This is a genomic window from Streptomyces beigongshangae (assembly GCF_019710745.1).
In the GTDB taxonomy this organism is placed as follows: domain Bacteria; phylum Actinomycetota; class Actinomycetes; order Streptomycetales; family Streptomycetaceae; genus Streptomyces; species Streptomyces beigongshangae.
Genome location: NZ_JAHKJW010000020.1, coordinates 69,010 through 90,706 on the forward strand (window position 1 = coordinate 69,010; position 21,697 = coordinate 90,706).

The window sequence follows — 21,697 nt, forward strand, 5'->3', positions numbered from 1 at the left end:
CCTCAGGGCTTCGGCGGGGCGGCGTCCCCGGGGCCCTCGCCGCCGGTGTCGTCCGGGCTCCCGTCCGGGCTCCCGTCCGTTTTCTCGTCCTTGCCGTCGCCCGTACCGCTGTCCTTGCCGTCCCTCTTGCCGTCCCCCTTGTTCCCCTTACTCCCCTTGTCCTTCTTGTCCTTGCTGTCGTCCCTGAGGGACTTCAGGAAGTCGGGATTGTCGTCGGGCGCGACCCAGCCGCCCCGGCGGGCCGATGACGCGCCGCGCGGGGTGCGGGCGCGGCCGACGATCAGCCAGGAGACGGAGCCGACGAGCGGGAAGAGCAGCACGAGGATGGCCCAGAGGGGCTTCGGAATGTAGCGGACGTCCTTCTCATCGGTGGTGATGCAGTCGATGAACGCGTAGATGCTGAGTGCCAGCGGCACCAGGATCATCAGCACCCGAAGCATGCGGTGGTCCCCCTGCTGTTGCTGTGGAGAGTGCGTGCGGTGATGCCCACGGGCATCAGGACCGGCTGGGCGGCCCCCGTCATGAAGCCAGCGTAGCGAGTAGCCGATACTGGAACGCATGGCTTACGACGATCTTCGCTCCCTGCTCCGGGCCCTGGAGCGCGAGGGCGACCTCCAGCGCATCAAGGCCGAGGTGGACCCGCACCTGGAGGTGGGGGAGATCGTCGACCGCGTGCAGAAGGCGGGCGGCCCCGCGCTGCTCTTCGAGAACGTGCGCGGCTCGGCGATGCCGCTCGCGATGAACGTCTTCGGGACGGACCGCCGCCTGCTCAAGGCGCTCGGCCTGAAGTCGTACGCCGACATCAGCGACAAGATCGGCGGACTGCTGAAGCCCGAGCTGCCGCAGGGCTTCGTCGGGGTGCGCGAGGCGTTCGGGAAGCTCGGCGCCATGACGCACGTACCGCCGAAGAAGGTGAAGGACGCGCCGGTCCAGGAGGTGGTGCTCCGCGGCGACGACGTCGACCTGGACGCCCTGCCCGCGCTGTTCACCTGGCCGCAGGACGGCGGGTCCTTCTTCAACCTCGGGCTCACCCACACCAAGGACCCCGAGTCCGGTATCCGCAACCTCGGGCTCTACCGGCTCCAGCGCCACGACAAGCGCACCATCGGCATGCACTGGCAGATCCACAAGGACAGCCGCAACCACTACGCGGTGGCCGCGCGCCGCGGCGAACGGCTGCCGGTCGCCATCGCCTTCGGCTGCCCGCCGGCGGTGACGTACGCCTCCACCGCGCCCCTGCCCGGTGACATCGACGAGTACCTCTTCGCCGGGTTCCTCCAGGGCAAGCGGATCGAGATGGTCGACTGCAAGACGGTGCCCCTCCAGGTGCCGGCGCAGGCCGAGGTCGTCATCGAGGGCTGGCTGGAGCCGGGGGAGATGCTCCCGGAGGGCCCCTTCGGCGACCACACCGGCTTCTACACGCCGCAGGAGCCCTTCCCGGCCCTGACGATCGACTGCGTGACGATGCGCAAGCGCCCGCTCCTCCAGTCGATCGTGGTCGGCCGCCCGCCGACGGAGGACGGTCCGCTGGGCCGCGCGACGGAGAGGTTCTTCCTCCCCCTCCTCAAGATCATCGTGCCGGACATCGTGGACTACCACCTCCCCGAGGCGGGCGGTTTCCACAACTGCGCGATCGTCGCGATCGACAAGAAGTACCCGAAGCACGCCCAGAAGGTCATGCACGCCGTCTGGGGCGCCCACATGATGTCCCTGACCAAGCTGATCGTGGTCGTCGACGCCGACTGCGACGTCCACGACCTGCACGAGGTCGCGTGGCGCGCGCTGGGCAACACGGACTACTCCCGCGACCTCACCGTCGTCGAGGGGCCGGTCGACCACCTCGACCACGCCTCCTACCAGCAGTTCTGGGGCGGCAAGGCGGGCATCGACGCCACGAGGAAGTGGCCCGAGGAGGGCTACACGCGGGACGGGGGCTGGCCCGAGATGGTCCTGTCGGACCCGGAGACGGCGGCGAAGGTCGACCGCCGCTGGAAGGAGTACGGACTCTCGTGAGCAGCGCATCGGCGGCGGTTCCGCAGCCCCAGCCCCAGCCGCAGCCGCAGCAGGGCCGGACCAAGGCGTTCCTGCGGCTGGTCATGATCGAGCACTCCGTGTTCGCGCTGCCCTTCGCGTACATCGCGGCGCTGACGGCGATGTTCGAGCTGGACGGGAACATCCACTGGGGCCGGCTGCTCCTCGTCACCGTCGCGATGGTCGGGCTGCGCACCTTCGCGATGGCCGCGAACCGGATCATCGACCGGGAGATCGACGCCCGCAATCCGCGTACGGCCCACCGCGAGCTGGTCACCGGCGCGATGTCGGTGAAGCACGCCTGGACGGGCGCGCTGGTCGCCCTGGTGGTCTTCCTGGCGGCGGCGGCGCTCCTGAACCCCCTGTGCCTGGCCCTCGCCCCCGTCGCGGTGGTCCCGATGGTGGTCTACCCGTACGGCAAGCGGTTCACGAACTTCCCGCAGGCCATCCTCGCTCTCGCCCAGGCCATGGGCCCGATCGGCGGCTGGCTGGCGATCACGGGCGAGTGGTCCTGGGACGCGGTGGTACTCGGTCTCGCGGTCGGCATCTGGATCGGCGGCTTCGACCTGATCTACGCCTGCCAGGACGTGGAGACGGACCGCGAGGTCGGCGTGAAGTCGGTCCCGGCGCGCTTCGGCATCCCGGCGGCGATCTGGGGCGCCCGCGGCTGCCACGCGGTCACGACGGCCCTCTTCGTCTGGTTCGCGCTGGCCACGGACGCGGGCGTCCTCTTCTGGCTCGGCCTGCTGATCGTGGCGGCCGCGTTCGTCTACGAGCACACGATCGTCCGCCCGACCGACCTGACCCGCCTGAACCGAGCGTTCTTCCAGGTCAACGGCTTCATCGGCATAGCGTTGTTCGTGTGCGCGCTGCTGGACCTGCTGGTACGGGGGCTGACGGTCTAGCCGGCGGCGCCCGGCGGGGCCGCGCACTGGGGTCCCTCCTGCCGAGTGCCGCCGTGTGCGGCCCCGACCCGGAGGAAGCCGAGCCCGATGTACCTGAGCCGGACCGGTGTGCGGAACGTCGAGTCGTCCCACGGCCCCCGCGAGGTCGATCTGGATCTGACGCGCCCGGACGGGGGGGGCGTACGCGGGGCGGTCGTGATGTCGTCCCGTACGCCACCGAGCTGGGCGTCGGCTCGTCGCTGGGCGCGCCGACGCTCGGCACCGGGCGGCTGCCCGAGGACCCGAAGGCGCGCCACCGGTCCTGAGCCGGTACCGCCGCGCCGGTAGGCTCGGGGTGTGAACGCAGGAGAAACTCAGCGCCGGCCTTGGATCGTGGGGGTCTCCGGTGCGTCCGGAACGCCGTACGCCGCCGCCGTGCTGCGCGCCCTCCTCGCAGCCGGTGAGAGCGTCGACCTGGTCGTCTCCCGGGCCTCGCGGCTCACCCTGCTGGACGAGACCGGGATCGGCTTCCGGGACGCCCACTGGCGGGACGACCTGCGGGAGTGGCTGGCCCGGGGCGCCGACGGCAGGACCGGCACCTTCTCCGGGGACATCGAGGGGCGTCTCGACGACGTACGCCACTGGAGCGCGGGGGACCTGGCGGCGGGGCCGTCCTCCGGCTCGTACCCCTGCAAGGGCATGCTGATCGTGCCCGCCTCCACCGCCTGCGTGGCGGGGGTCGCGCTCGGCCTCTCCAAGGACCTGTTGCAGCGGGCCGCGAGCGTCACCCTCAAGGAGGGACGCAAGCTGGTCGTCGCCGTCCGGGAGACCCCGCTGAACGGACAGACCCTGCGGCACCTCGTCACGCTCGACGACGCGGGTGTGACCGTGCTGCCGGCCTCCCCGGCGTTCTACGCGGGGGCCACGCACATCCAGGACCTCGTGGACTTCGTCGCCGGACGCGTGCTGGACGCGGCGGGCGTCGGGCACACGCTCTACCGCCGCTGGGAGGGCGAACTGGGCGGCGGCTCCCGCAGCACCACCTGAGCACGACGCACAGCACGTACATCACCTCAGGAACACTTCAGCGGAAGGCTATCGATCGCATGGACGCGGTGGACAGGCAGCTCATCCAGGCCCTCAGGGAGAACGGCCGGGCCTCCTACGCGGAACTGGGACGCCTCGTCGGACTGTCGGGGCCCAGTGTCACCGACCGCATCAACCGCCTGGAGGCCGCCGGTGTCATCACCGGTTACCGCGCGACGGTCGACGCGGCCTCGCTCGGCCTCGGCGTCACCGCCCTCATCGGCATCTCGCTCTCCGACGCCGCCGACCACGAGGACGTGGCACGCCGGATGAAGGACCTGAACGAGATCGAGGACTGCTGGTTCATCGCCGGTGACGACTCCTTCATGCTCAAGGTGCGGGCGTCCGACGTGGACGGCCTGGAGCGGACCATCCGGCGGCTGTCCGGCACCAAGGGCGTCTCCCGGACCCGTACCACCATCGTGCTCTCCACGAAGTGGGAGAACCGGGTGGGCGAGCTGCCCGAGGAGGAGTAGCACGGGCGCGGGAGTACGGTTGAGCGGTTGACGCGAATCGGCACAGGTCGCGCAGGTCACGCAGGTCGCACAGGTCGCACAGGTCACAGGGAGAGGTACACGCATGGACGTCGGGCTCAAGCGCGAGCTGGAGGACAAGGTCCGGGCCGGTGAGCGGCTGACCCGTGAGGACGGCATCGCGCTCTACGAGTCGGACGACCTGGCCTGGCTGGGCGGGCTCGCCCACGAGGTGCGCACCCGCAAGAACGGCGACGTCGTCCACTTCAACGTCAACCGCCACCTCAACATGACGAACGTGTGCACCGCGTCGTGCGCCTACTGCTCGTTCCAGCGCAAGCCGGGCGAGAAGGACGCGTACACGATGCGCATCGAGGAGGCGGTGAAGCTCGCCAAGGCGATGGAGGGCGAGAACCTCACCGAGCTGCACATCGTCAACGGCCTGCACCCGAACCTGCCGTGGCGGTACTACCCGCGCTCGCTCAGCGAGCTGAAGAAGGCCCTCCCGAACGTCTCCCTGAAGGCGTTCACCGCCACCGAGATCCACCACTTCGAGACGATCAGCGGGCTGTCCGCCTCCGAGATCCTCGACGAGCTGATCGACGCGGGCCTGGAGTCCCTCACCGGCGGCGGCGCGGAGATCTTCGACTGGGAGGTGCGGCAGCACATCGTCGACCACCGCACCCACTGGGAGGACTGGTCGCGCATCCACCGCCTCGCGCACGAGAAGGGCCTGAAGACCCCGTGCACGATGCTGTACGGCCACATCGAGGAGCCCCGCCACCGGGTCGACCACGTCCTGCGGCTGCGTGAGCTGCAGGACGAGACCGGCGGCTTCCAGGTCTTCATCCCGCTGCGCTACCAGCACGACTTCGTGGACATGAAGGACGGCAAGGTCCGCAACCGCCTCCAGGCGCGTACCCAGATGGCGACGGGCGCGGAGGCCCTGAAGACCTTCGCGGTCTCGCGGCTGCTCTTCGACAACGTGCCGCACGTCAAGGTCTTCTGGGTCATGCACGGCGTCCAGACGGCCCAGCTCGCGCTGCAGCACGGGGCCGACGACATGGACGGCTCGGTCGTCGAGTACAAGATCACGCACGATGCCGACAACTACGGCACCCCGAACAAGCTGACCCGCGAGGACCTGCTGGACCTGATCCGCGACGCCGGTTTCCGCCCGGTCGAGCGGAACACGCGGTACGAGATCATCCGCGAGTACGAGCCCGCCGCCGCGGACCGGCGGGACACGCCGCAGCCGATGCGGGTCTGAACGGTCCAGTCCGCGTCCCGGCCCCGGCCCCGGCCCCAGCCTTGGCCTCAGCCTTGGCCCGGCCCCGCCGACGCTCCTACGGAGCGGACGGCGGGGCCGTTCGCGTTCGCAGGATTCCCTCCACGCCCCGGAGGAAGGTGTCGGAGACCAGTTCCGGGTCGAAGAGGCAGCCGGCCGCCATCGCGCCGTCCCTGAGCATGACGAAGTGCCGGGCGTCCGCGTCGGCGGACTCCTCGCCGGGCTCCCCACCCGTCCGGGCCAGCAGATCCGTGACGGTGTTCAGGAACCACTCCCGGTGGGCCAGGACGGCCCGGTGGACCGGGTGGGCGGGGTCGTGGTACTCGGCCACCGCGTTGAGGAAGGCGCATCCGCGGAAACCGGGGGACCGGATGCCCTCGGTGATGGCCCTGGCGACGGCCCGGACCCGGTCGGCCGCCGACCCGTCGCCCGCCAGGGCGGCGGCGACCTGCCCCCGGATCCCTTGGTCGGCCTGGTCCAGGTACGCGAGGACGAGTTCTTCCTTGCCCGAGAAGTGCCGGTACAGCGTGGCCCGGGTCACCTTCGCCTCCGCGGTGATCCGGTCGACGCCGACGGAGTGGATCCCCTCCGCGTAGAAGATCCTCGTCGCCGTCGTGAGCAGCCGCGCCCGCGCCTCCGACGTGCTGCCGCCCTCCGGCCTTCGACTCATGGCGCCAGCGTAGCAAAGCAATGAGGGAGAACGTTCGGTATTGACAAGGGCTGTCGGCTGCCCCTTGACTGTGCGCAACGAGACCGAACGTTCTCCTTCATTCGCATCGGCGCTTCCGCCGAAACCGAAAGGCACTCCTGTGGACACCTCCGTGAACACCCCCGCCGGCGATCCCGTGGTCCTGCGCAAGCTGTACTTCGTGCGCTTCGCGTTCGCCGCGGTGTGGGCCGCCCTGCTGTTCGCGACCGCCGGTGACACGCTGGGACCGGTGAGCGGCACGCTGCTGGTGGTCTACCCGTTGTTCGACGTGGCCGCCGCGGTCGTCGACGCCCGGTCCGCCAGGGCGAACGGCGGTACGGCTCCGGCCCTGCTCGCGAACATCGTGATCAGCTCGCTGGCGGCCGTCGGTCTGGCCGTCGCCGCCACGTCCGGCGTTCCGGCGGCCCTGCGGGTCTGGGGAGCCTGGGCCGTCCTCTCGGGGGTCGCGCAGCTCGTGGCGGGTGCCGTCCGCCGGAAACTGGGTGGCCAGTGGGCGATGATCATCAGCGGTGCCATCTCCACCTTCGCCGGCGCGTCGTTCCTCGCCCAGGCCGGCGCCGACGATCCCATGCTGAAGGGCCTCGCCGGCTACGCCTTCCTCGGCGGCGTCTTCTTCCTCGTCTCCGCTCTCCGGCTGGGGCGCACCCGTACCCGCACCCGCACCGGTGTTCGCGCCGGGGTGTGACACCGCAGTCGCTTGAGTCCCGCCCGAGGTAATAAGTAATCTGCACGCATGGCCCTTACGTTCACACTCGACCCCTCCGTCGATCCCGCCCTCCACGACGGCATCGTCACCCTGTGGGCCGACGTGTCCAACGCGGGTGGCTCCGTCGGCTTCGTGCCCCCCGTCTCCCGTGAGGAGATACGGCCGGAGCTCGTGAAGCACCTCGCCGCGATGGCCGAGGGGCGCACCCGGCTCCTGGTCGGCCGCGACGAGGACGGCTCCGTCGCGGCGACCGCCTTCCTCACCCTCAACACCCACCGTCTGATGAAGCACTGGCTGTGGCTCTACACGGTGATGGTCCACCCCGGGCACCAGGGCAGGGGCTACGGCCGTGACCTGCTCGCGGCTGCCGCCGACGCCGCCCGCGGTATCGAGGGCATCGAGGCGATACGCCTCACCTGCCGCGGCGGCGAGGGTTTGGAGCACTTCTACGCCTCGTGCGGTTACAAGGAGGTCGGTCGCGTCCCGGACGCGATCAGGGTGGCCCCGGGCGAGGACCGGGACGACATCACGATGCTGCTGCCGCTGGGCCGCCTCGACTGAGACCCGACCGGGATCCGTCCGGGATCCGTCCGGGAGTCGATCGTGATTCGACCGGGAGTCGATCAGGACTCGACTGGGGGAGGCGCCGAGCACCCCCCTACAAGATCGCGCCCCGCCCGTGCTTCACTGGACGGTGCCCTTGGGGAACGTCCGGAACGGGAAGAGTGGATTGAGATGCTCCGCTACACACTGATGCGCCTAGGGATCTTCGCGGGCTGCCTCGTGGTCGTCTGGGGCCTCGTCTACTCCGGTGTCGCCCCGCGCGGCCTCGGCGACTCGAACGGCATGTGGATCGTCATGCTCGCCCTGCTGGTCTCGGCACCCATCAGCTTCGTCGTCCTGCGCAAGGAGCGCGACCGCGCCTCGGTGCAGATCGTCGAGCGCGTCGACCGCGTGAAGTCCAGCCTGGAGGCCAACCGCAACCAGGAGGACGAGGCGGTGGACGCGGTGGCGGACGGGACGCCGCGGACCCGGAGCCAGCCGAGCCAGACCTCCTGAAGAGGGTCCGGACCAGACCTCCCGCAGAGGTTCCGGAGGAGTCACCGGACCGGTCACGGGCCGCACCCGGCTCCGGCGCGGCCGCCCGCGGACCCGCAGAACATACCCTTTCCCGTATGGGTGCAGTGAAGAACAAGCGGATGCCCCGTGCCGTACGCGAGCAGCAGATGCTGGACGCCGCCGTGCGGACCTTCGGGCAGCGGGGTTACCGGGCCGCGTCGATGGACGAGATCGCCGACCTGGCGGGCGTGTCCAAGCCGTTGGTCTACCTGTACCTGAACTCCAAGGAAGACCTCTTCACCGCCTGCATCCGGCGTGAGGCGGCCGCCCTGACCGCGGCCGTACGCGCCGGGGTCCGCCCGGACCTGCCCGCCGACCGCCAACTCTGGGAAGGGCTGCGGGCGTTCTTCACCCACACCGCGCAGAACCCGGACGGCTGGGCGGTGCTGCACCTCCAGGCGCGTACGCACGGGGAGCCCTTCGCCGCGGAGATCACCTCGATGCGCGAGGAGATCGTGGAGTTCGTCACCCAGCTGATCGCGGTCGCGGCGCGGGAGGCCCACCGGGACCCGTCGCTGCCCGGGCGTGAGGTCGCGGGTCTCGCGGAAGCCCTCGTCGGCGCCGCCGAGTCCCTCGCCGCCTGGGCCAACGTCACCCCCGGCGTCTCGGCCCGGCAGGCCGCCGCGACCCTGATGAACTTCGCCTGGGCGGGCCTGGGCGACCTGATGGCGGGACGGCCCTGGGAGGAGGCCCCAGAGGCACCGCGGGCACCAGAGGCACCGCGGGCACCGGGGGCTCCGGGGGCTCCGGAGGCGGCTGCGCGGCCCTGATCAGAGCAGCGGCAGTACCTCGCCCGCCAGGTGCAGCCGGCCGTCCGTGCCGCGCATCTCGAAACGGCCGCCCCTCGCCCCGTACGACACCGTCCCCGGCAGCAGCACCGGCGCCCTGAACTCCGCCCGCACCGCGGCGGCCCGCGGCACCCCGTGCTCGGCGAGGCAGCGGGCCACGGTCCACATGCCGTGCGCGACGGCCCGGGGGAAGCCGAACGGCCGGGCGGTGAGAGGGTGCAGATGGATCGGGTTGCGGTCCCCGGACGCGGCCCCGTACCGCCGCCCGGCATCCCCCGCGAGCTGCCACTCGGCGAGGACGGGCAGGGGTCCGGGCACCTCGGCGGCGGTCCGCCCGCCGGAGCCGGGGTCACCCGACACCGTGGGCGCGGTGCGATGGCGTGCGAGGTACCTGCTGCGCGACTCCCACACCAGGTCCCCGCCCGCTCGCACCTCGGTCACGACGACGGCCTCGGTTCCGCGCCGGTGGGGCACCAAGTCGTCCACGTACACCGTGAGTTCGTACGTACCGGTCGCCGTGAGCGGTCCGTGCCGCGTGACGGCGACGGACGTGTGCATCAGGCCGAGCAGCGGCAGCGGGAACGCCCGCGCGCTCATCAGCCGCATGGCCGCCGGGAAGCCGAGCACGTGCGGATAGGTCACGGGCAGCTCGTCCGCCCCCGTCCCGAACCCGCAGACCCGCTCGTACGCGGCGAGCCGGCCCAGGTCGACCCGGACCCCGGGCAGGACCAGCCGGGTCCGGGGCGCGGCGGCCCCCGCCCCGGGCCGCTTGAACGGCGAGAGGAGAGCTCCCCGGGCGAGCGACGGCCACAGGGACGGCGTACTGCTGACGCTCTGGCTGTTCATGGCATCCGTAAGGTCGTCCGTCACTGACTTTCCGCACCGACTTTCCGGCCCGGCCCGTGCGGCGCTCCCCCTCGGGACGGCAGGGCCACGTCTTTCAGGGGCGCGGGGGACTGCGCGACCAGCCCTCACGAATCCGCATCCTCCCCGCGGCCGCAGGCCGATTACCGGCGCCCCGGGCGGAGCGCTCACGCGCCCAGCAGGCTCTGCCCGCAGACCCGTACGACCTGCCCGTTGACCGCGCCGGACCCCGGACTCGCGAGCCACGCCGTCGTCTCGGCGACGTCCACCGGCAGCCCGCCCTGCGCGAGCGAGTTCATCCGCCGCCCCGCCTCGCGGATGAGCAGCGGCACCGCGGCCGTCATCCGCGTCTCGATGAAGCCGGGCGCGACGGCGTTCACCGTCACCCCGTACTCCGCCAGCGCGCGGGGCCCCAGGGACCGTACGAGCCCCACGATCCCCGCCTTCGACGCGGCGTAGTTCGTCTGGCCGGCGTTCCCCGCGATTCCGGCGATGGACGCGGTCGCCACGATGCGCCCGCCCACCCGGAGCGTGCCCCCGGACAGCAGCGCGTCGGTCGTGCGCAGCACGCTCGCCAGGTTGACCTCCAGCACCGGACTCCAGCGTTCGGCGGGCATGTTGACCAGCCGCCGGTCCCGGGTGATCCCCGCGTTGTGGACGAGGACGTCCAGCCCGCCGGGCAGCGCCTCGGCGATCCGTGCCCCCGCGTCGTCCGCCGTGATGTCCAGCGGCAGGGCGACCCCGCCGAGCCGGCCGGCGACGGCGGTCAGGGCGGCCCCGGCGGCGGGCACGTCCAGGCACACCACCCGTGCCCCGTCCCGCGCCAGGGCCGCGGCGACGGCCTCGCCGATCCCGCGCGCCGCCCCGGTGACCAGGGCGGTCCGCCCGGCGAGCGGCTTCGCCCAGTCGTCGGGCGCGGTCGTCGCACGGGCGCCTTCACCGGCACCGGCACCGGTACCGGCACCGCCGCCGACCTCGATCACCTGTCCGCTGACGTACGCCGACCCGGGCGAGAGCAGGAAGCGCAGCGTCGACTCGGCCGGGCGCGCGTCCGTGAGCCGTACGAGGTTCACGGTCCTGCCCCGCCCGATCTCCTTGCCGAGCGACCGCACGAACCCTTCGAGGCCCTGCTGCACGGCGGCCCGGTGGTGGTCGGCGGGGTCCGGGACCGTGCCGAGCACCACGATCCGCCCGCCCTCGGCGACCGTCCGCACGACGGGGTGGAGCGCCGCGTGCACCTCGGCGAGCGTCTCGACGTCCCGCACCCCGGTGGCGTCGAGGACGACGGCGACGGGGTGGTCCGTGCCCAGGCCCAGGTTCCGGTCCAGACCCAGGTCCCGGTCGAGTCCCAGCCCGGGGTCCAGGCCCAGGTCCAGTCCCGACCGGGCCAGGACGGGGGCCAGGTCCAGGGCGGACCTGCCCGCGGTGAGATGCAGCAACTGCCCGCGCAGGGTGGGTGCTTCGGGGCTCCACCGGCGCAGCCGCGCCGGCTGGGGCAGACCGAGCCGGCGGGTCAGGAAGCGGCCGGGCGCGGTGCCGGTCAGGCTCAGATAGCGGTCGGCCACGGTCCAGCTCCCGGTTCGGTCGGTCGCCGGACTCGCGACCGGCTTACTCTGAAGTAAGGTTACCGGAGGTAAGGCTACGTCACGGTGAGGAGCAGGTCGAGATGAGTCCCGTCGAACCCCGTGTGCCCCCCGTGCCCCGATCCCTCCGCGCGCCGGAGCCCCGCCCCGTCGCGGTGGTCGGCGGCGCGCGCATCCCCTTCGCCCGCTCCGACGGCCCGTACGCCACCGCCTCGAACCAGGAGATGCTGACCGCGGCGGTCGACGGCCTCGTGGACCGCTTCGGGCTCGAAGGGCCGGGCGCGGTGGGGGAACTGGTCGCGGGCGCCGTCCTCAAGCACAGCCGCGACTTCAACCTCGCGCGCGAGACGGTGCTCGGCTCCCGGCTCGACGCCCGCACACCCGCGTACGACATCCAGCAGGCGTGCGGCACCGGTCTGCAGGCCGTGATCGCGGCGGCCAACAAGATCACCCTCGGCCAGACCGATGCGGCCGTCGCGGGCGGCGCGGACACGGCCAGCGACGCCCCGCTCGGCGTCAACGACGCACTGCGGCGCATCCTGCTGGAGGCCCGGCGCGCCAGATCGGCGGGCGCCCGGCTGAAGGCGCTGGCCCGGGTCCGCCCCGGCCACCTCGTCCCGGAGATCCCGCGCAACGCCGAACCGCGCACCGGGCTGTCGATGGGCGAGCACGCGGCGGTCACCGCCCGCGCGTGGGGCGTGACCCGCGAGGCGCAGGACGAACTGGCGGCCACGAGCCACCGGCGGCTGGCCGCCGCCTACGAACGCGGTTTCTTCGAGGACCTGGTCGTGCCCTTCCGGGGCCTGGCGCGGGACCAGAACCTCCGCCCCGGCTCGACGGTCGACGAACTGGCCGCCCTGAAGCCGGTGTTCGGTGTCGAGGATCCCGATCCCACCATGACCGCAGGGAACTCGACGCCCCTGACCGACGGCGCCGCGGTCGTGCTGCTCGCGAGCGAGGAGTGGGCGGCGGAGCGCGGGCACGCTCCGCTCGCGTATCTGACGGCGTACGGGACGGCGGCCGTCGACTTCGTGGCGGGGGACGTGGCGGACAACGCAGCCGGAGGCGGAACGGACGGCGGGGCCGGAGGCGGAACGGACGGCGGGGCGGGCGGCGGGGACGGCCTGCTCATGGCACCGGCGTACGCGGTGCCGCGCATGCTGGAGCGGGCCGGTCTCGGCTTCGGCGACTTCGACTTCGTGGAGGTGCACGAGGCGTTCGCGTCCCAGGTCCTGGCCACCCTGGCGGCCTGGGAGAAGCAGGGCCTCGGGCAGGTGGACCGCGCCCGGCTGAACGTGGCGGGCTCCTCGCTGGCGACCGGCCATCCCTTCGCGGCGACCGGCGCGAGGATCGTGGCGACCCTGGCGAAGCTGCTGGCCGAACGGGAGGGACCCGGCCGCGGTCTGATCTCGGTCTGCGCGGCGGGCGGCCAGGGCGTGACGGCGATCCTCGAACGCCCGTGAGGCACGAGGAACGCCACCGAGGCACGCCGCCCGCCCTGCACCCGCACCCCCACCTGAGCCCGCACCCCCACCCCACCTGCACCTGAGCCCGCACCCCCACCGACCTCTCACCCTTCCCGCACGAGCCCCCCGCTTTCCCGGGTGAACCCCCTCCCGCACGGGGCCGTAAGGGGAGGAGGACGAAAGCAAGGAGCCGCCCGTGTCCCGTGATCCCGCGTCCCGCCCGTCGCCCCGCCTGCCCGAACCCGAGGTCAGCCGGCTGGACGGGGTCGTACGGGAGGTCTCGGTCCCCCCGCTGATCCTCCCCGTGACCCACGGCTCGCTCGCGGACATCCCCTTCGACAACGCCGGCCAGGTCCCCGACGACGTGGTGCTCAGCCGCAAGGACCCGGACGGCCGCTGGAGGGACGTCACGGCGGCCGGGTTCGCCGACCAGGTGCTCGCCGTCGCCAAGGGGCTGGTCGCGGAGGGCCTGAGGCCGGGCGACCGGCTCGCGATCATGGCCCGTACGTCGTACGAGTGGACGCTGCTGGACTTCGCCGCCTGGGCCGCGGGCCTCGTCACCGTCCCCGTCTACCCGACCTCGTCCGTCTTCCAGACCCGCTGGATCCTCCAGGACTCGGGCGCGGTCGCGATCGCCGTCGAGCACGTGTCGCAGGCCGCCGCGCTGGGCCCGGAACGCGACCGGCTGCCCGACGTCCGCCACATGTGGGTCTTCGAGAAGGGCCACACGGAACGCCTCGCCGAACTGGGCCGTGACGTACCGGACCAGGAGGTCGCCGTACGCCGGGGCGTGCTCGGTCCCGACTCGCTCGCGACGATCATGTACACCTCCGGCACCACGGGGCGCCCCAAGGGCTGCGCGCTGACCCACGGCAACTTCTTCGCCGAGGTCGACAACGCCGTCGAACTGCTCCACCCCGTCTTCAGGTCCACCTTCAAGGAGCCGGCGTCCACGCTCCTCTACCTCCCCCTCTCACACGTCTTCGGCCGGATGGTCGCCGTCGCCTGCCTGCGTGCCCGGGTGCGCCTGGGCCACGCGCCGAGCATCCGTACGCAGGAGTTGCTGGCCGACCTCGCGGGCTTCGGCCCGACCTTCCTGCTGGCCGTCCCGTACGTGCTGGAGAAGGTCTACAACACCGGCCGTGCGACCGCCGAGAAGATGGGCCGCGCCGCCTCCTTCGACCGGGCCGCCCGGGTGGCCCGCCGCTACGGCGAGGCGCTGGAGGCCCAGCAGCACGGCACGGGTCCGGGCCCGGGCGCGAAGCTCAGGGCGGCCCGCGCCGTCTACGACCCCCTCGTCTACCGCCGCATCCGCGCGGCCCTCGGCGGCAGGGTCCGCCAGGTGATCTGCGGCGGCTCCCCGCTCGGCCGCCGCCTCGCCTCCTTCTACGCGGGCGCCGGCATCCAGGTCTACGAGGGCTACGGCCTCACCGAGTCGACGGCCGCGGCGACCCTCACCTACCCGCACCGGCCCCGCCTCGGCACGGTCGGCTGGCCGCTGCCCGGCACCCGTGTGCGGATCGCCCAGGACGGCGAGGTGCTGCTGAGCGGGGACCAGGTCTTCCGCGGCTACTGGGACCCGCAGGCGGGCGGGGTGGTCCCGGCCGGCCAGGACGGCTGGTTCGCCACCGGGGACATCGGCGAGCTGGACGACGACGGCTATCTGACGATCACCGGCCGCAAGAGGGACATCCTGATCACCACCAGTGGCAAGAACATCGCCCCCGCGCCGCTGGAGGACTGGCTGCGCGCCCATCCCCTCGTCAGCCAGTGCGTCGTCGTCGGGGACGACCGCCCGTACGCCACCGCGCTGGTCACGCTGGACGGCGAGGGCATGTCCCACTGGTGCCGCATGACCGGCAGGGACCAGGTGCCGGTCGCCACGCTGGTCACCGACCCCGGCCTGCTCGCCGTGCTCCAGCGGGCGGTCGACGACGCCAACCGCCTCGTCTCGCGCGCCGAGTCCATCCGCCGCTTCACCGTGCTGCCCCTCACCCTCACGGAGGCGGCCGGGCACCTCACCCCCACGATGAAGCTCCGCAGGGCGGTGGTGACCCGGGAGTTCGCCCGGGAGATCGAGGAGATGTACGCCGGGAAAGGCAGGAGCCCCTCCACCTGACGGTGTCGGGGCTCCTTGGGTCGTGCTCCTAGGTTCCGGATCAAAGTATCGGGCTCGGGGAGCCCGGACTCAGCCGAAGGATCAGACGGGGGTGACGTTCTCCGCCTGGGGGCCCTTCGGGCCCTGGGTCACGTCGAAGGTAACCGCCTGGTTCTCTTCGAGAGAGCGGAATCCGCTCGCGTTGATCGCGGAGTAGTGGACGAAGACGTCCGGGCCGCCGCCTTCCTGGGCGATGAAACCAAAGCCCTTTTCGGCGTTGAACCACTTCACGGTTCCGGTAGCCATAAGCCCTCCTTGGGCCCAAAGGGTTGCCCTGCTCCAGAACCTGCAAGGTGTAAACAAAAGCTTGTAAACAACTGCATTCTTCTGAAAAAGACGAGAGCCCGCGGTCACATGCTCCGCAGGCTCTGTACTGCAAGGGAAACCAAACTGCAACTTGCGGAAGAGACTACCGACGAGGGCAGCCGAACGCAATAGAGGGCAAGATCACGTCACCCGCAGGTTTGACGGTGTCCCTCGAAGGGCTGACGTAGCGGTATCACTTGACGTCACGGGGGTTGACAGAACGGAACGGGAGCTTCACGGACCACTCCGGGACCCTGGGTCCTGCACCGTACCGCATGGGGGCTAGCCTCGCGATGTGGACAATTCTCCCGAGTCTCCCGAGGGGCGTCCCGACGCCCGCCGCCCCAGGCCGCGCGTCGGCCACATCCAGTTCCTGAACTGCCTGCCCCTGTACTGGGGACTCGCGAGAACGGGCACGCTGCTCGACTTCGAGCTCACGAAGGACACCCCGGAGAAGCTCAGCGAACAGCTCGTGCGGGGCGACCTCGACATCGGCCCGGTGACCCTGGTCGAGTTCCTCAGGCACACCGACGACCTGGTCGCCTTCCCCGACATCGCGGTCGGCTGCGACGGCCCGGTGATGTCCTGCGTCATCGTCTCCCAGGTCCCGCTGGACCGGCTGGACGGCGCCCGGGTCGCCCTCGGCTCGACCTCGCGCACGTCGGTGCGGCTCGCGCAGCTCCTCCTGTCGGAGCGGTACGGCGTCGAGCCGTCCTACTACACCTGCCCGCCCGACCTCAGCCTGATGATGCAGGAGGCCGACGCGGCGGTGCTGATCGGCGACGCCGCCCTGCGGGCCAACCTGCTCGACGGCCCGCGCTACGGCCTCCAGGTGCACGACCTCGGCGCCCTCTGGAAGGAGTGGACGGGCCTGCCCTTCGTCTTCGCGGTCTGGGCCGCCCGCCGCGACTACGCCGAGCGCGAGCCGGTCCTCACCCGCAAGGTCCACGAGGCGTTCCTCGCCTCCCGCGACCTGTCCCTGGAGGAGGTCGGCAAGGTCGCCGAGCAGGCGGCCCGCTGGGAGGCATTCGACGAGAGCGTCCTGGAGCGCTACTTCACGACGCTCGACTTCCGCTTCGGCGGGCCGCAGCTGGAGGCGGTCGCGGAGTTCGCACGGCGGGTGGGTCCCACGACCGGCTTCCCGGCGGACGTGAAGGTGGACCTGCTGGAACCCTGAGCACCGGGGCCCGGCCGGCCCGGGCCCGGTCCACCGCGACCGACGTCGAGCCGTCGAACGTGCTGCTGACCCTCGACGGCCCCCTCCTCGTCGACTTCGGCTACAACGGCTACGACGGCACGGTGACCGTGATCGTCTCCCCGTTCCCCAGGTGCAGCATCCCCTTGCCCGGCGTGACCGGGCCGCCGACCATGCTGCGGGTCGTGCGGATGCCGATCAGTTCACCGGCGCCGGAGTCCTGCGGAGAGAGCAGGAGCCCGCGGCGGCCCTTCTTGGCCTCGACCTGCCAGCCGGAGAAACCGCTGCCGACCTCCTCCTCGTCACCGCCGAGGACCAGCGCGAGCCCGCGGTCGGCGCCGCGCTGGACGAGCCGCTTCAGCTCGCGCTCGCAGTCCGCGTCCTCCAGGACCTCCCCGTCGTCCACGACGACCACGACGGGTTCCTCGGGGCTCGCCGACTCGACGGCCTCGTTGAAGTCGTCGCTCTCGATGTCGTCGTCGGTGAAGACCTTCAGCACCCCCTCCGTCCCCTCCAGTTCGCGCAACGGCGACGGGCGCGGGGCCGCGACGACGAGGCGTACGCCCTGGAGCAGGTACGAGCGGGCGAGGTTGAGCAGCGCCGTGCTGCGGCCGGACTTCGCCGGTCCGGCCACCACGAACGTCGGCACACCCTGCGAGAGGTCCGGGCCGAAGGCCATGATGTCGTCGCCGCCGATGCCCGCCAGACCCCACAGCCGGGACCGCGCGACTGCCGGGTCCCGCATCTCCCAGGCTTCCGCGAACCCGATCCGGGAGGGCAGCGAGTCCACCCTGAACGGCCGCCGCGCGCGCGGCACCCCGGTGTCACGGGCGGCGGCGCTCTCACCGATCGCGGCGAGCGCGGCGGCCTGCCCCTGACCGGTGACGTCGTCGGAGAGCAGCGCGAACTGCGTCTCGGTCCCCGACTCGTTCCTGAAGCCGCGGCCGGGCGGGATCTCCTCCGGGACCTTGCGCGCGTTGATGCCGAGCATCGTGAAGTCGGAGCGGTCGGCGAGCCGCAGACCGTACTTCTCCTCGGTGAGCGAGGCCATCCGGCCGAGCAGCACCTGCCGGTCGCCGGTGACGACGAGGTGGATGCCGACGCTCGCGCCCTCGCGCATCATCGTCTGCAGTTCGTCGGTCAGTTCACCGTGGTTGTACTCGCCGAGCGTCGGCAGCCAGCCCTCCCACCGGTCGAGCAGGACGACGAGGTGCGGCAGCCGCGCCTCGTCGGTGCCCTCTTCGGTGTCCTCCTCGGTGACGGACGCCCGCTGCTCGCCGATGTCCGCGAACCCCTTGTCGGACAGCAGGTCCTGGCGCCGGGTCAGCTCGCTCTTGAGGCGGGTGATCAGTCGTACGGCCCGCTCCGTCTGGTTGCGGGCGACGACGGCCCCGCAGTGCGGCAGCCGGGTGAGGGCGTTGAGGGCGCCGTTGCCGCAGTCGATGCCGTACAGGTGCACGTCCGCGCAGGAGTGCGTACGGGCGAGCGAGCCGGCCAGGGTCCGCAGGATCTGCGAACGGCCGCTGCGGGGCGCACCGCCCACGATGAGGTGCCCGAAGGAGGAGAAGTCGACGACGACGGGCCGCCGCGCCTGGTCGGCGGGGACGTCCTCGACGCCGAACGGGGCGGGCGGCAGCGTGCCCGGCGCCGACGCCGGGGCGTCGGCGCCCGGCACCGCGATCCCCGCCCCGATCCCGATCTCGTCGAGCAGCAGCGTCTCGGGGAGCGCAGGCAGCCACGGGCTGTGCTGGGCGGGGATGCCGAGCGCGCTGTTGGCGTCCCGGACGGCGTCGACGAGCACCTTGAGGTCGGTGATCTCTTCCTCCTCCCGCGCCTCGGCCCTGGGCTTGACCAGCGCGGTCCGGCCCAGGTCCGCCCAGTCCAGCGGCCCCGCCCAGGGCGCGAGCAGCCGCGGGTCGGCGGCGCCGGGCCGCCGCCCGCCGACCCGTCCCGACTGGAACGGCACGAGCGAGGCGTGCCCGAGCCGTACGTACGCGCGGCCGGGCGTGTTCTTGGAGATGTGCCCGGCCTCGGGCGAGTCGATGACGTCGCTCGACTCACCGCCGTCCGTCACGCGCAGCGCGATACGGAGGTTGGTGTTGGCCCGGATCTCGGGCGACACGACACCGCTCGGACGCTGGGTGGCTAGCAGCAGGTGGATGCCGAGCGAACGGCCCCGCTGGGCGATGTTGACGAGTCCCGTCACGAAGTCGGGCAGGTCGCGCACCATCGAGGCGAACTCGTCGATGACGATGAGGAGACGCGGCAGGGGCTTGTGGGACGGCTCGCGGCGTACGAGGTCCTGGTAGTCCTCGATGTCCTTGGCGTCGGCGGCGGCCAGGATGTGCTCGCGCCGGTGCAGTTCGGCGCCGAGGGACTCCAGGGCCCGCTCGACGAGGTGGGCGTCGAGGTCGGTGACCATGCCGACGGTGTGCGGCAGGTTGACGCAGTCCTTGAAGGCGGCGCCGCCCTTGTAGTCGACCAGCACGAACGTCATGTTCTCCGGCGTGTTGGCCACGGCGAGCGCCGCCACGATGGTCTGCAGCAGTTCCGACTTGCCGGAACCCGTCGTACCGGCGATCAGACCGTGCGGCCCGTCCCGCCGGATGTCGATGCCGAAGGGCCCGTCGTACGACTCACCGACGACGGCCGTCGTCGACTGCCCGCCCAGGCGCCAGCGCGCGGAGATCGCGTCACCGGTCGGCGGCTCCAGCTGGAGCACGTCGAGCAGCCGGCTGGAGGCGGGCAGCGCCGAGTCCTCCGTCTCGCCGCTGATGTCCCGGACGGGCGACAGGGCGCGGGAGAGGCGCGCACACCAGGCCGGCGACACGAAGTCCGGCCGTACGTCCGCGACCCGGGCGGTGCCCGTCTGCTCGACGCGCAGCCGAAGTTCGAGGGGCTTCTCCTCCTCGCCTGCCCGCTGTCCGTCGGCCTCGGCGGTGTGCCAGGCGTGGAAGGACGGGAAGGTGGGGAAGCCGCCGCCGGCGCCGGCCTGGTGGCCGCGGCCGGTGGCCGCGGCCGTCCCGGGGGCGGGGCGTGCCTGCGACGCGGGGCGCGCCTGCGACGCGGGCCTGGGCTTCGGCTCGGCGACGACGACGGCCTGGCACTCGCCGGGCAGGAACCGCTCCTCCGCGTCGAGGCAGATCGCGTACATGCTGACGGCGGGGCCCTCCCGCAGCAGCCGTACGACGCCCGGCAGGGAACGCAGCCGTCGCGAACCGTCCCAGACGACCACGATGTCGGGGTCGGTGAACCGGGTCTCGCGGCCGTTCTCCCCGGCCGCCTTCCGGCGGGCGTCGAGGAGCTGGGTCAGCTCGCCGATGCGGGCGGCGACGGTCTCGGCGTCCGTACCGATCAGGACATTGGTGTCCTGGCCGCCGGACGGCCGGGAGTGCGGCAGCCACCGGACCCAGTCCCAGGCCGGCCGGGCGGTGTTCTCGGTGAGGACGTAGAACTGCACGTCCAGCGGGCTGTGCAGCACGGCGCCCTGCGCCACGATCCACCGCCCGATCGCCCGCGCCGAGTCGCCGGGCCCCGCGACGCCGACGACTCCGCGCTCGGGCAGCGGTACGGCGACGGGGGCGTCCTCGATCGTCCAGGTGACCTCGCGCTTGTGGTCGTCCTGCTCGGGGTCGTCGAGCACGACCTCGGAGGGCAGCCGTCCCGTGCCGACCCTGATGAGCAGGTGGTCGGCGTCGGTGCGGCGCCGCTCCCAGAGCCGCGTACGGGGACCGGTGCCCATCGACAGCACGGTGGCCGGGTCGGGCACGGCCTGCCGCCGGTCGAGGCGCTCGTCGACGAGGGCGTCCTGCGCGTCCCTCTCGATCCGCTCCTTGTGCTCCTTGTACTCCTTGACCTGCTTCGCATGGGACTTGCGCCCGTGCTTCTTGTCCATGAAGTAGTTGCCGAACAGGATGACCGGGCTCAGCAACGCCATGATCAGGTAGTACCAGCGCCCGAAGATCATCACGGCGACGACGGCACCGACGAGCGGGGTGATCGCCATCAGCCAGGGCAGCGGCCGGGCCTCGAAGTCGCGCGGCTTGGCGGGCAGCCTGAACCGGGTCCGACGCTCGGGGGGCCGCAGCCGGGGCGGCCGGTTGTAGTCGAGTCCGGTCCCGTCCTCGGACCACTTGAGCGCGGCGTCGGGCGGGGAGTAGCGGTCGAGTTCGAGAAGGGTGTTGCCGACGGCGACCTGCGCACCGAGGGGCCACTCCTTCCCTTCCTTTCCTTCCTTCCCTTCGAGGGGTTCCCCGTCGAGGGTGACGACTTCCTCGTCCTGACTCCTGTCGCCGCCCTCGTGCACGACGACCTGGCAGGTTCCGTCGGTTGCAACTGACAACGTGAGCGCGCGCGGAGCGAGCTCGGGGTCGTCGACGCGGAGCGCGGAGGCGGGGCCGCTGCCGATGTCGTAGCGCCCGATGCCGAGTCGGTGCACGGAACCGGCGGCGGGCCCGCTCGCGACACGCAGCTCGACGAGCCCGGCCGGCTCGCCGGGCAGACAGCCGAGGGGGTCGTACAGGCTGACGACGGCGCCCTCGCGGAGGGGGGAGGTGGCGACGGTGGCGCCGGGGTCGAGGGGATGGCCGTCGACGTAGGCGACGGGCGCGCTGCCGCTGCCGGTACGGGCACCGCCGTCCGGCTGCTGCCCGATGGGGATGATCCGTGCCCCGCCGTCGTGACCGACGTGTGCGGCCAGCTCCCTGGTTATGTCCCCCACGGAGGACTCGGGATCCGCGTCGAGCACCACGTCGGCACCGGCGCCGCCGAGCGGATCGACGACGGTCAGAGTCAGGCGCACGATCGTCCTCCCCGTAAACCCCCTGATGACTGCTCAGGGCTGCCGAATACTGCCCCGTGACGATATCCGCTCGACCCTTCCCACAGGCAACGGTGTGTGTGCCGCTCGCCCCAAGGGTCTTGACGGAACCAGGGTGTGCGGGTGCAAGCGCCCTGCGTAAGCTGCATGCTCAGCGGACGATCGCATCATCCGCAACGGGAGCCACGGGGGTTGGCCCTGCGGCAAGTCGAGTTGCTACGG

Annotated in this window: 18 protein-coding genes; 12 read left to right on the forward strand and 6 right to left on the reverse strand. The window is 72.0% G+C overall.

What is annotated here, in order from left to right:
* Positions 1-2: 2 nt before the first annotated feature.
* Positions 3-440 carry a PLD nuclease N-terminal domain-containing protein gene (locus KM933_RS17735; RefSeq protein ID WP_221353258.1) on the reverse strand — a complete coding sequence of 146 codons (438 nt, stop codon included), beginning with the start codon at positions 438-440 and terminating at the stop codon, positions 3-5.
* 118 nt (positions 441-558) lie between these two features.
* On the opposite strand from KM933_RS17735, the gene KM933_RS17740 reads away from it, so the two are divergent.
* The 5 genes from KM933_RS17740 to mqnE all read left to right on the forward strand — a co-directional run bounded on the left by KM933_RS17740 (position 559) and on the right by mqnE (position 5,744).
* Entirely contained in the window at positions 559-2,013 is a 1,455-nt protein-coding gene (locus tag KM933_RS17740) for a menaquinone biosynthesis decarboxylase (protein WP_221353260.1), read from the forward strand.
* On the forward strand, positions 2,010-2,936 hold the full coding sequence (gene mqnP / locus KM933_RS17745) for a menaquinone biosynthesis prenyltransferase MqnP (RefSeq protein WP_221353262.1): 927 nt from the start codon (positions 2,010-2,012) through the stop codon (positions 2,934-2,936). The genes KM933_RS17740 and mqnP overlap by 4 nt, the downstream gene beginning before the upstream one ends.
* Before the next feature lie 336 nt (positions 2,937-3,272).
* The gene (locus tag KM933_RS17750; protein ID WP_221353265.1) at positions 3,273-3,962 is read left to right on the forward strand and encodes a UbiX family flavin prenyltransferase; all 690 of its coding nucleotides are present in this window, start codon (positions 3,273-3,275) and stop codon (positions 3,960-3,962) included.
* A 59-nt stretch (positions 3,963-4,021) separates the two neighbouring features.
* Positions 4,022-4,477, forward strand: a complete 456-nt coding sequence (locus tag KM933_RS17755) for an Lrp/AsnC family transcriptional regulator (RefSeq protein WP_149512072.1) — start codon at positions 4,022-4,024, stop codon at positions 4,475-4,477.
* A 103-nt stretch (positions 4,478-4,580) separates the two neighbouring features.
* On the forward strand, positions 4,581-5,744 hold the full coding sequence (gene mqnE / locus KM933_RS17760) for an aminofutalosine synthase MqnE (protein ID WP_221353267.1): 1,164 nt from the start codon (positions 4,581-4,583) through the stop codon (positions 5,742-5,744).
* Positions 5,745-5,820: 76 nt separating this feature from the next.
* On the opposite strand, the gene KM933_RS17765 is transcribed toward mqnE, so the two are convergent.
* Positions 5,821-6,432, reverse strand: coding sequence for a TetR/AcrR family transcriptional regulator (locus KM933_RS17765; RefSeq protein WP_221353269.1), 612 nt, complete (start codon positions 6,430-6,432; stop codon positions 5,821-5,823).
* A 139-nt stretch (positions 6,433-6,571) separates the two neighbouring features.
* Here KM933_RS17765 and KM933_RS17770 point away from each other — a divergent pair, with 139 nt between their 5' ends.
* The 4 genes from KM933_RS17770 (at position 6,572) to KM933_RS17785 (ending at position 9,066) form a co-directional block, all read left to right on the forward strand.
* A complete protein-coding gene (locus KM933_RS17770) occupies positions 6,572-7,156 on the forward strand; it encodes a hypothetical protein (RefSeq protein WP_221353271.1) in 585 nt (194 codons plus the stop codon).
* Positions 7,157-7,204: 48 nt separating this feature from the next.
* On the forward strand, positions 7,205-7,738 hold the full coding sequence (locus KM933_RS17775) for a GNAT family N-acetyltransferase (RefSeq protein WP_221353272.1): 534 nt from the start codon (positions 7,205-7,207) through the stop codon (positions 7,736-7,738).
* Between the two features lie 174 nt (positions 7,739-7,912).
* Entirely contained in the window at positions 7,913-8,236 is a 324-nt protein-coding gene (locus KM933_RS17780) for a DUF4229 domain-containing protein (RefSeq protein WP_221353274.1), read from the forward strand.
* 116 nt (positions 8,237-8,352) lie between these two features.
* Positions 8,353-9,066 (forward strand): TetR/AcrR family transcriptional regulator, encoded by a 714-nt coding sequence (locus KM933_RS17785; RefSeq protein ID WP_221353277.1) that lies wholly within the window; start codon positions 8,353-8,355, stop codon positions 9,064-9,066.
* Here KM933_RS17785 and KM933_RS17790 read toward each other — a convergent pair whose 3' ends face one another.
* Entirely contained in the window at positions 9,067-9,930 is an 864-nt protein-coding gene (locus tag KM933_RS17790) for a MaoC family dehydratase (protein WP_221353279.1), read from the reverse strand.
* A 185-nt stretch (positions 9,931-10,115) separates the two neighbouring features.
* On the reverse strand, positions 10,116-11,513 hold the full coding sequence (locus tag KM933_RS17795; RefSeq protein WP_221353281.1) for a 3-oxoacyl-ACP reductase: 1,398 nt from the start codon (positions 11,511-11,513) through the stop codon (positions 10,116-10,118).
* A gap of 101 nt (positions 11,514-11,614) precedes the next feature.
* On the opposite strand from KM933_RS17795, the gene KM933_RS17800 reads away from it, so the two are divergent.
* Complete coding sequence (locus KM933_RS17800; RefSeq protein WP_221353283.1) at positions 11,615-12,994, forward strand: acetyl-CoA C-acetyltransferase; 1,380 nt, start codon at positions 11,615-11,617, stop codon at positions 12,992-12,994.
* A 199-nt stretch (positions 12,995-13,193) separates the two neighbouring features.
* Positions 13,194-15,116, forward strand: a complete 1,923-nt coding sequence (locus KM933_RS17805) for an AMP-dependent synthetase/ligase (protein ID WP_221353285.1) — start codon at positions 13,194-13,196, stop codon at positions 15,114-15,116.
* Positions 15,117-15,197: 81 nt separating this feature from the next.
* On the opposite strand, the gene KM933_RS17810 is transcribed toward KM933_RS17805, so the two are convergent.
* Positions 15,198-15,401, reverse strand: coding sequence for a cold-shock protein (locus tag KM933_RS17810; RefSeq protein WP_033319512.1), 204 nt, complete (start codon positions 15,399-15,401; stop codon positions 15,198-15,200).
* Between the two features lie 355 nt (positions 15,402-15,756).
* On the opposite strand from KM933_RS17810, the gene KM933_RS17815 reads away from it, so the two are divergent.
* Complete coding sequence (locus KM933_RS17815; RefSeq protein WP_221353287.1) at positions 15,757-16,638, forward strand: menaquinone biosynthetic enzyme MqnA/MqnD family protein; 882 nt, start codon at positions 15,757-15,759, stop codon at positions 16,636-16,638.
* Between the two features lie 109 nt (positions 16,639-16,747).
* On the opposite strand, the gene KM933_RS17820 is transcribed toward KM933_RS17815, so the two are convergent.
* On the reverse strand, positions 16,748-21,457 hold the full coding sequence (locus tag KM933_RS17820) for an FtsK/SpoIIIE domain-containing protein (protein ID WP_221353289.1): 4,710 nt from the start codon (positions 21,455-21,457) through the stop codon (positions 16,748-16,750).
* Positions 21,458-21,697 lie beyond the last annotated feature (240 nt).

What these genes read in the sequence shown, in the direction of transcription:
- KM933_RS17775 (WP_221353272.1), top strand. Translation starts at nt 7,205, where the DNA reads ATGGCCCTTACGTTCACACTCGACCCCTCCGTCGATCCCGCCCTCCAC.
- KM933_RS17800 (WP_221353283.1), top strand. Translation starts at nt 11,615, where the DNA reads ATGAGTCCCGTCGAACCCCGTGTGCCCCCCGTGCCCCGATCCCTCCGC.
- KM933_RS17790 (WP_221353279.1), bottom strand. Translation starts at nt 9,930, where the DNA reads ATGAACAGCCAGAGCGTCAGCAGTACGCCGTCCCTGTGGCCGTCGCTC.
- KM933_RS17765 (WP_221353269.1), bottom strand. Translation starts at nt 6,432, where the DNA reads ATGAGTCGAAGGCCGGAGGGCGGCAGCACGTCGGAGGCGCGGGCGCGG.
- KM933_RS17785 (WP_221353277.1), top strand. Translation starts at nt 8,353, where the DNA reads ATGGGTGCAGTGAAGAACAAGCGGATGCCCCGTGCCGTACGCGAGCAG.
- mqnE (WP_221353267.1), top strand. Translation starts at nt 4,581, where the DNA reads ATGGACGTCGGGCTCAAGCGCGAGCTGGAGGACAAGGTCCGGGCCGGT.
- KM933_RS17810 (WP_033319512.1), bottom strand. Translation starts at nt 15,401, where the DNA reads ATGGCTACCGGAACCGTGAAGTGGTTCAACGCCGAAAAGGGCTTTGGT.
- KM933_RS17735 (WP_221353258.1), bottom strand. Translation starts at nt 440, where the DNA reads ATGCTTCGGGTGCTGATGATCCTGGTGCCGCTGGCACTCAGCATCTAC.
- KM933_RS17755 (WP_149512072.1), top strand. Translation starts at nt 4,022, where the DNA reads ATGGACGCGGTGGACAGGCAGCTCATCCAGGCCCTCAGGGAGAACGGC.
- KM933_RS17740 (WP_221353260.1), top strand. Translation starts at nt 559, where the DNA reads ATGGCTTACGACGATCTTCGCTCCCTGCTCCGGGCCCTGGAGCGCGAG.
- KM933_RS17780 (WP_221353274.1), top strand. Translation starts at nt 7,913, where the DNA reads ATGCTCCGCTACACACTGATGCGCCTAGGGATCTTCGCGGGCTGCCTC.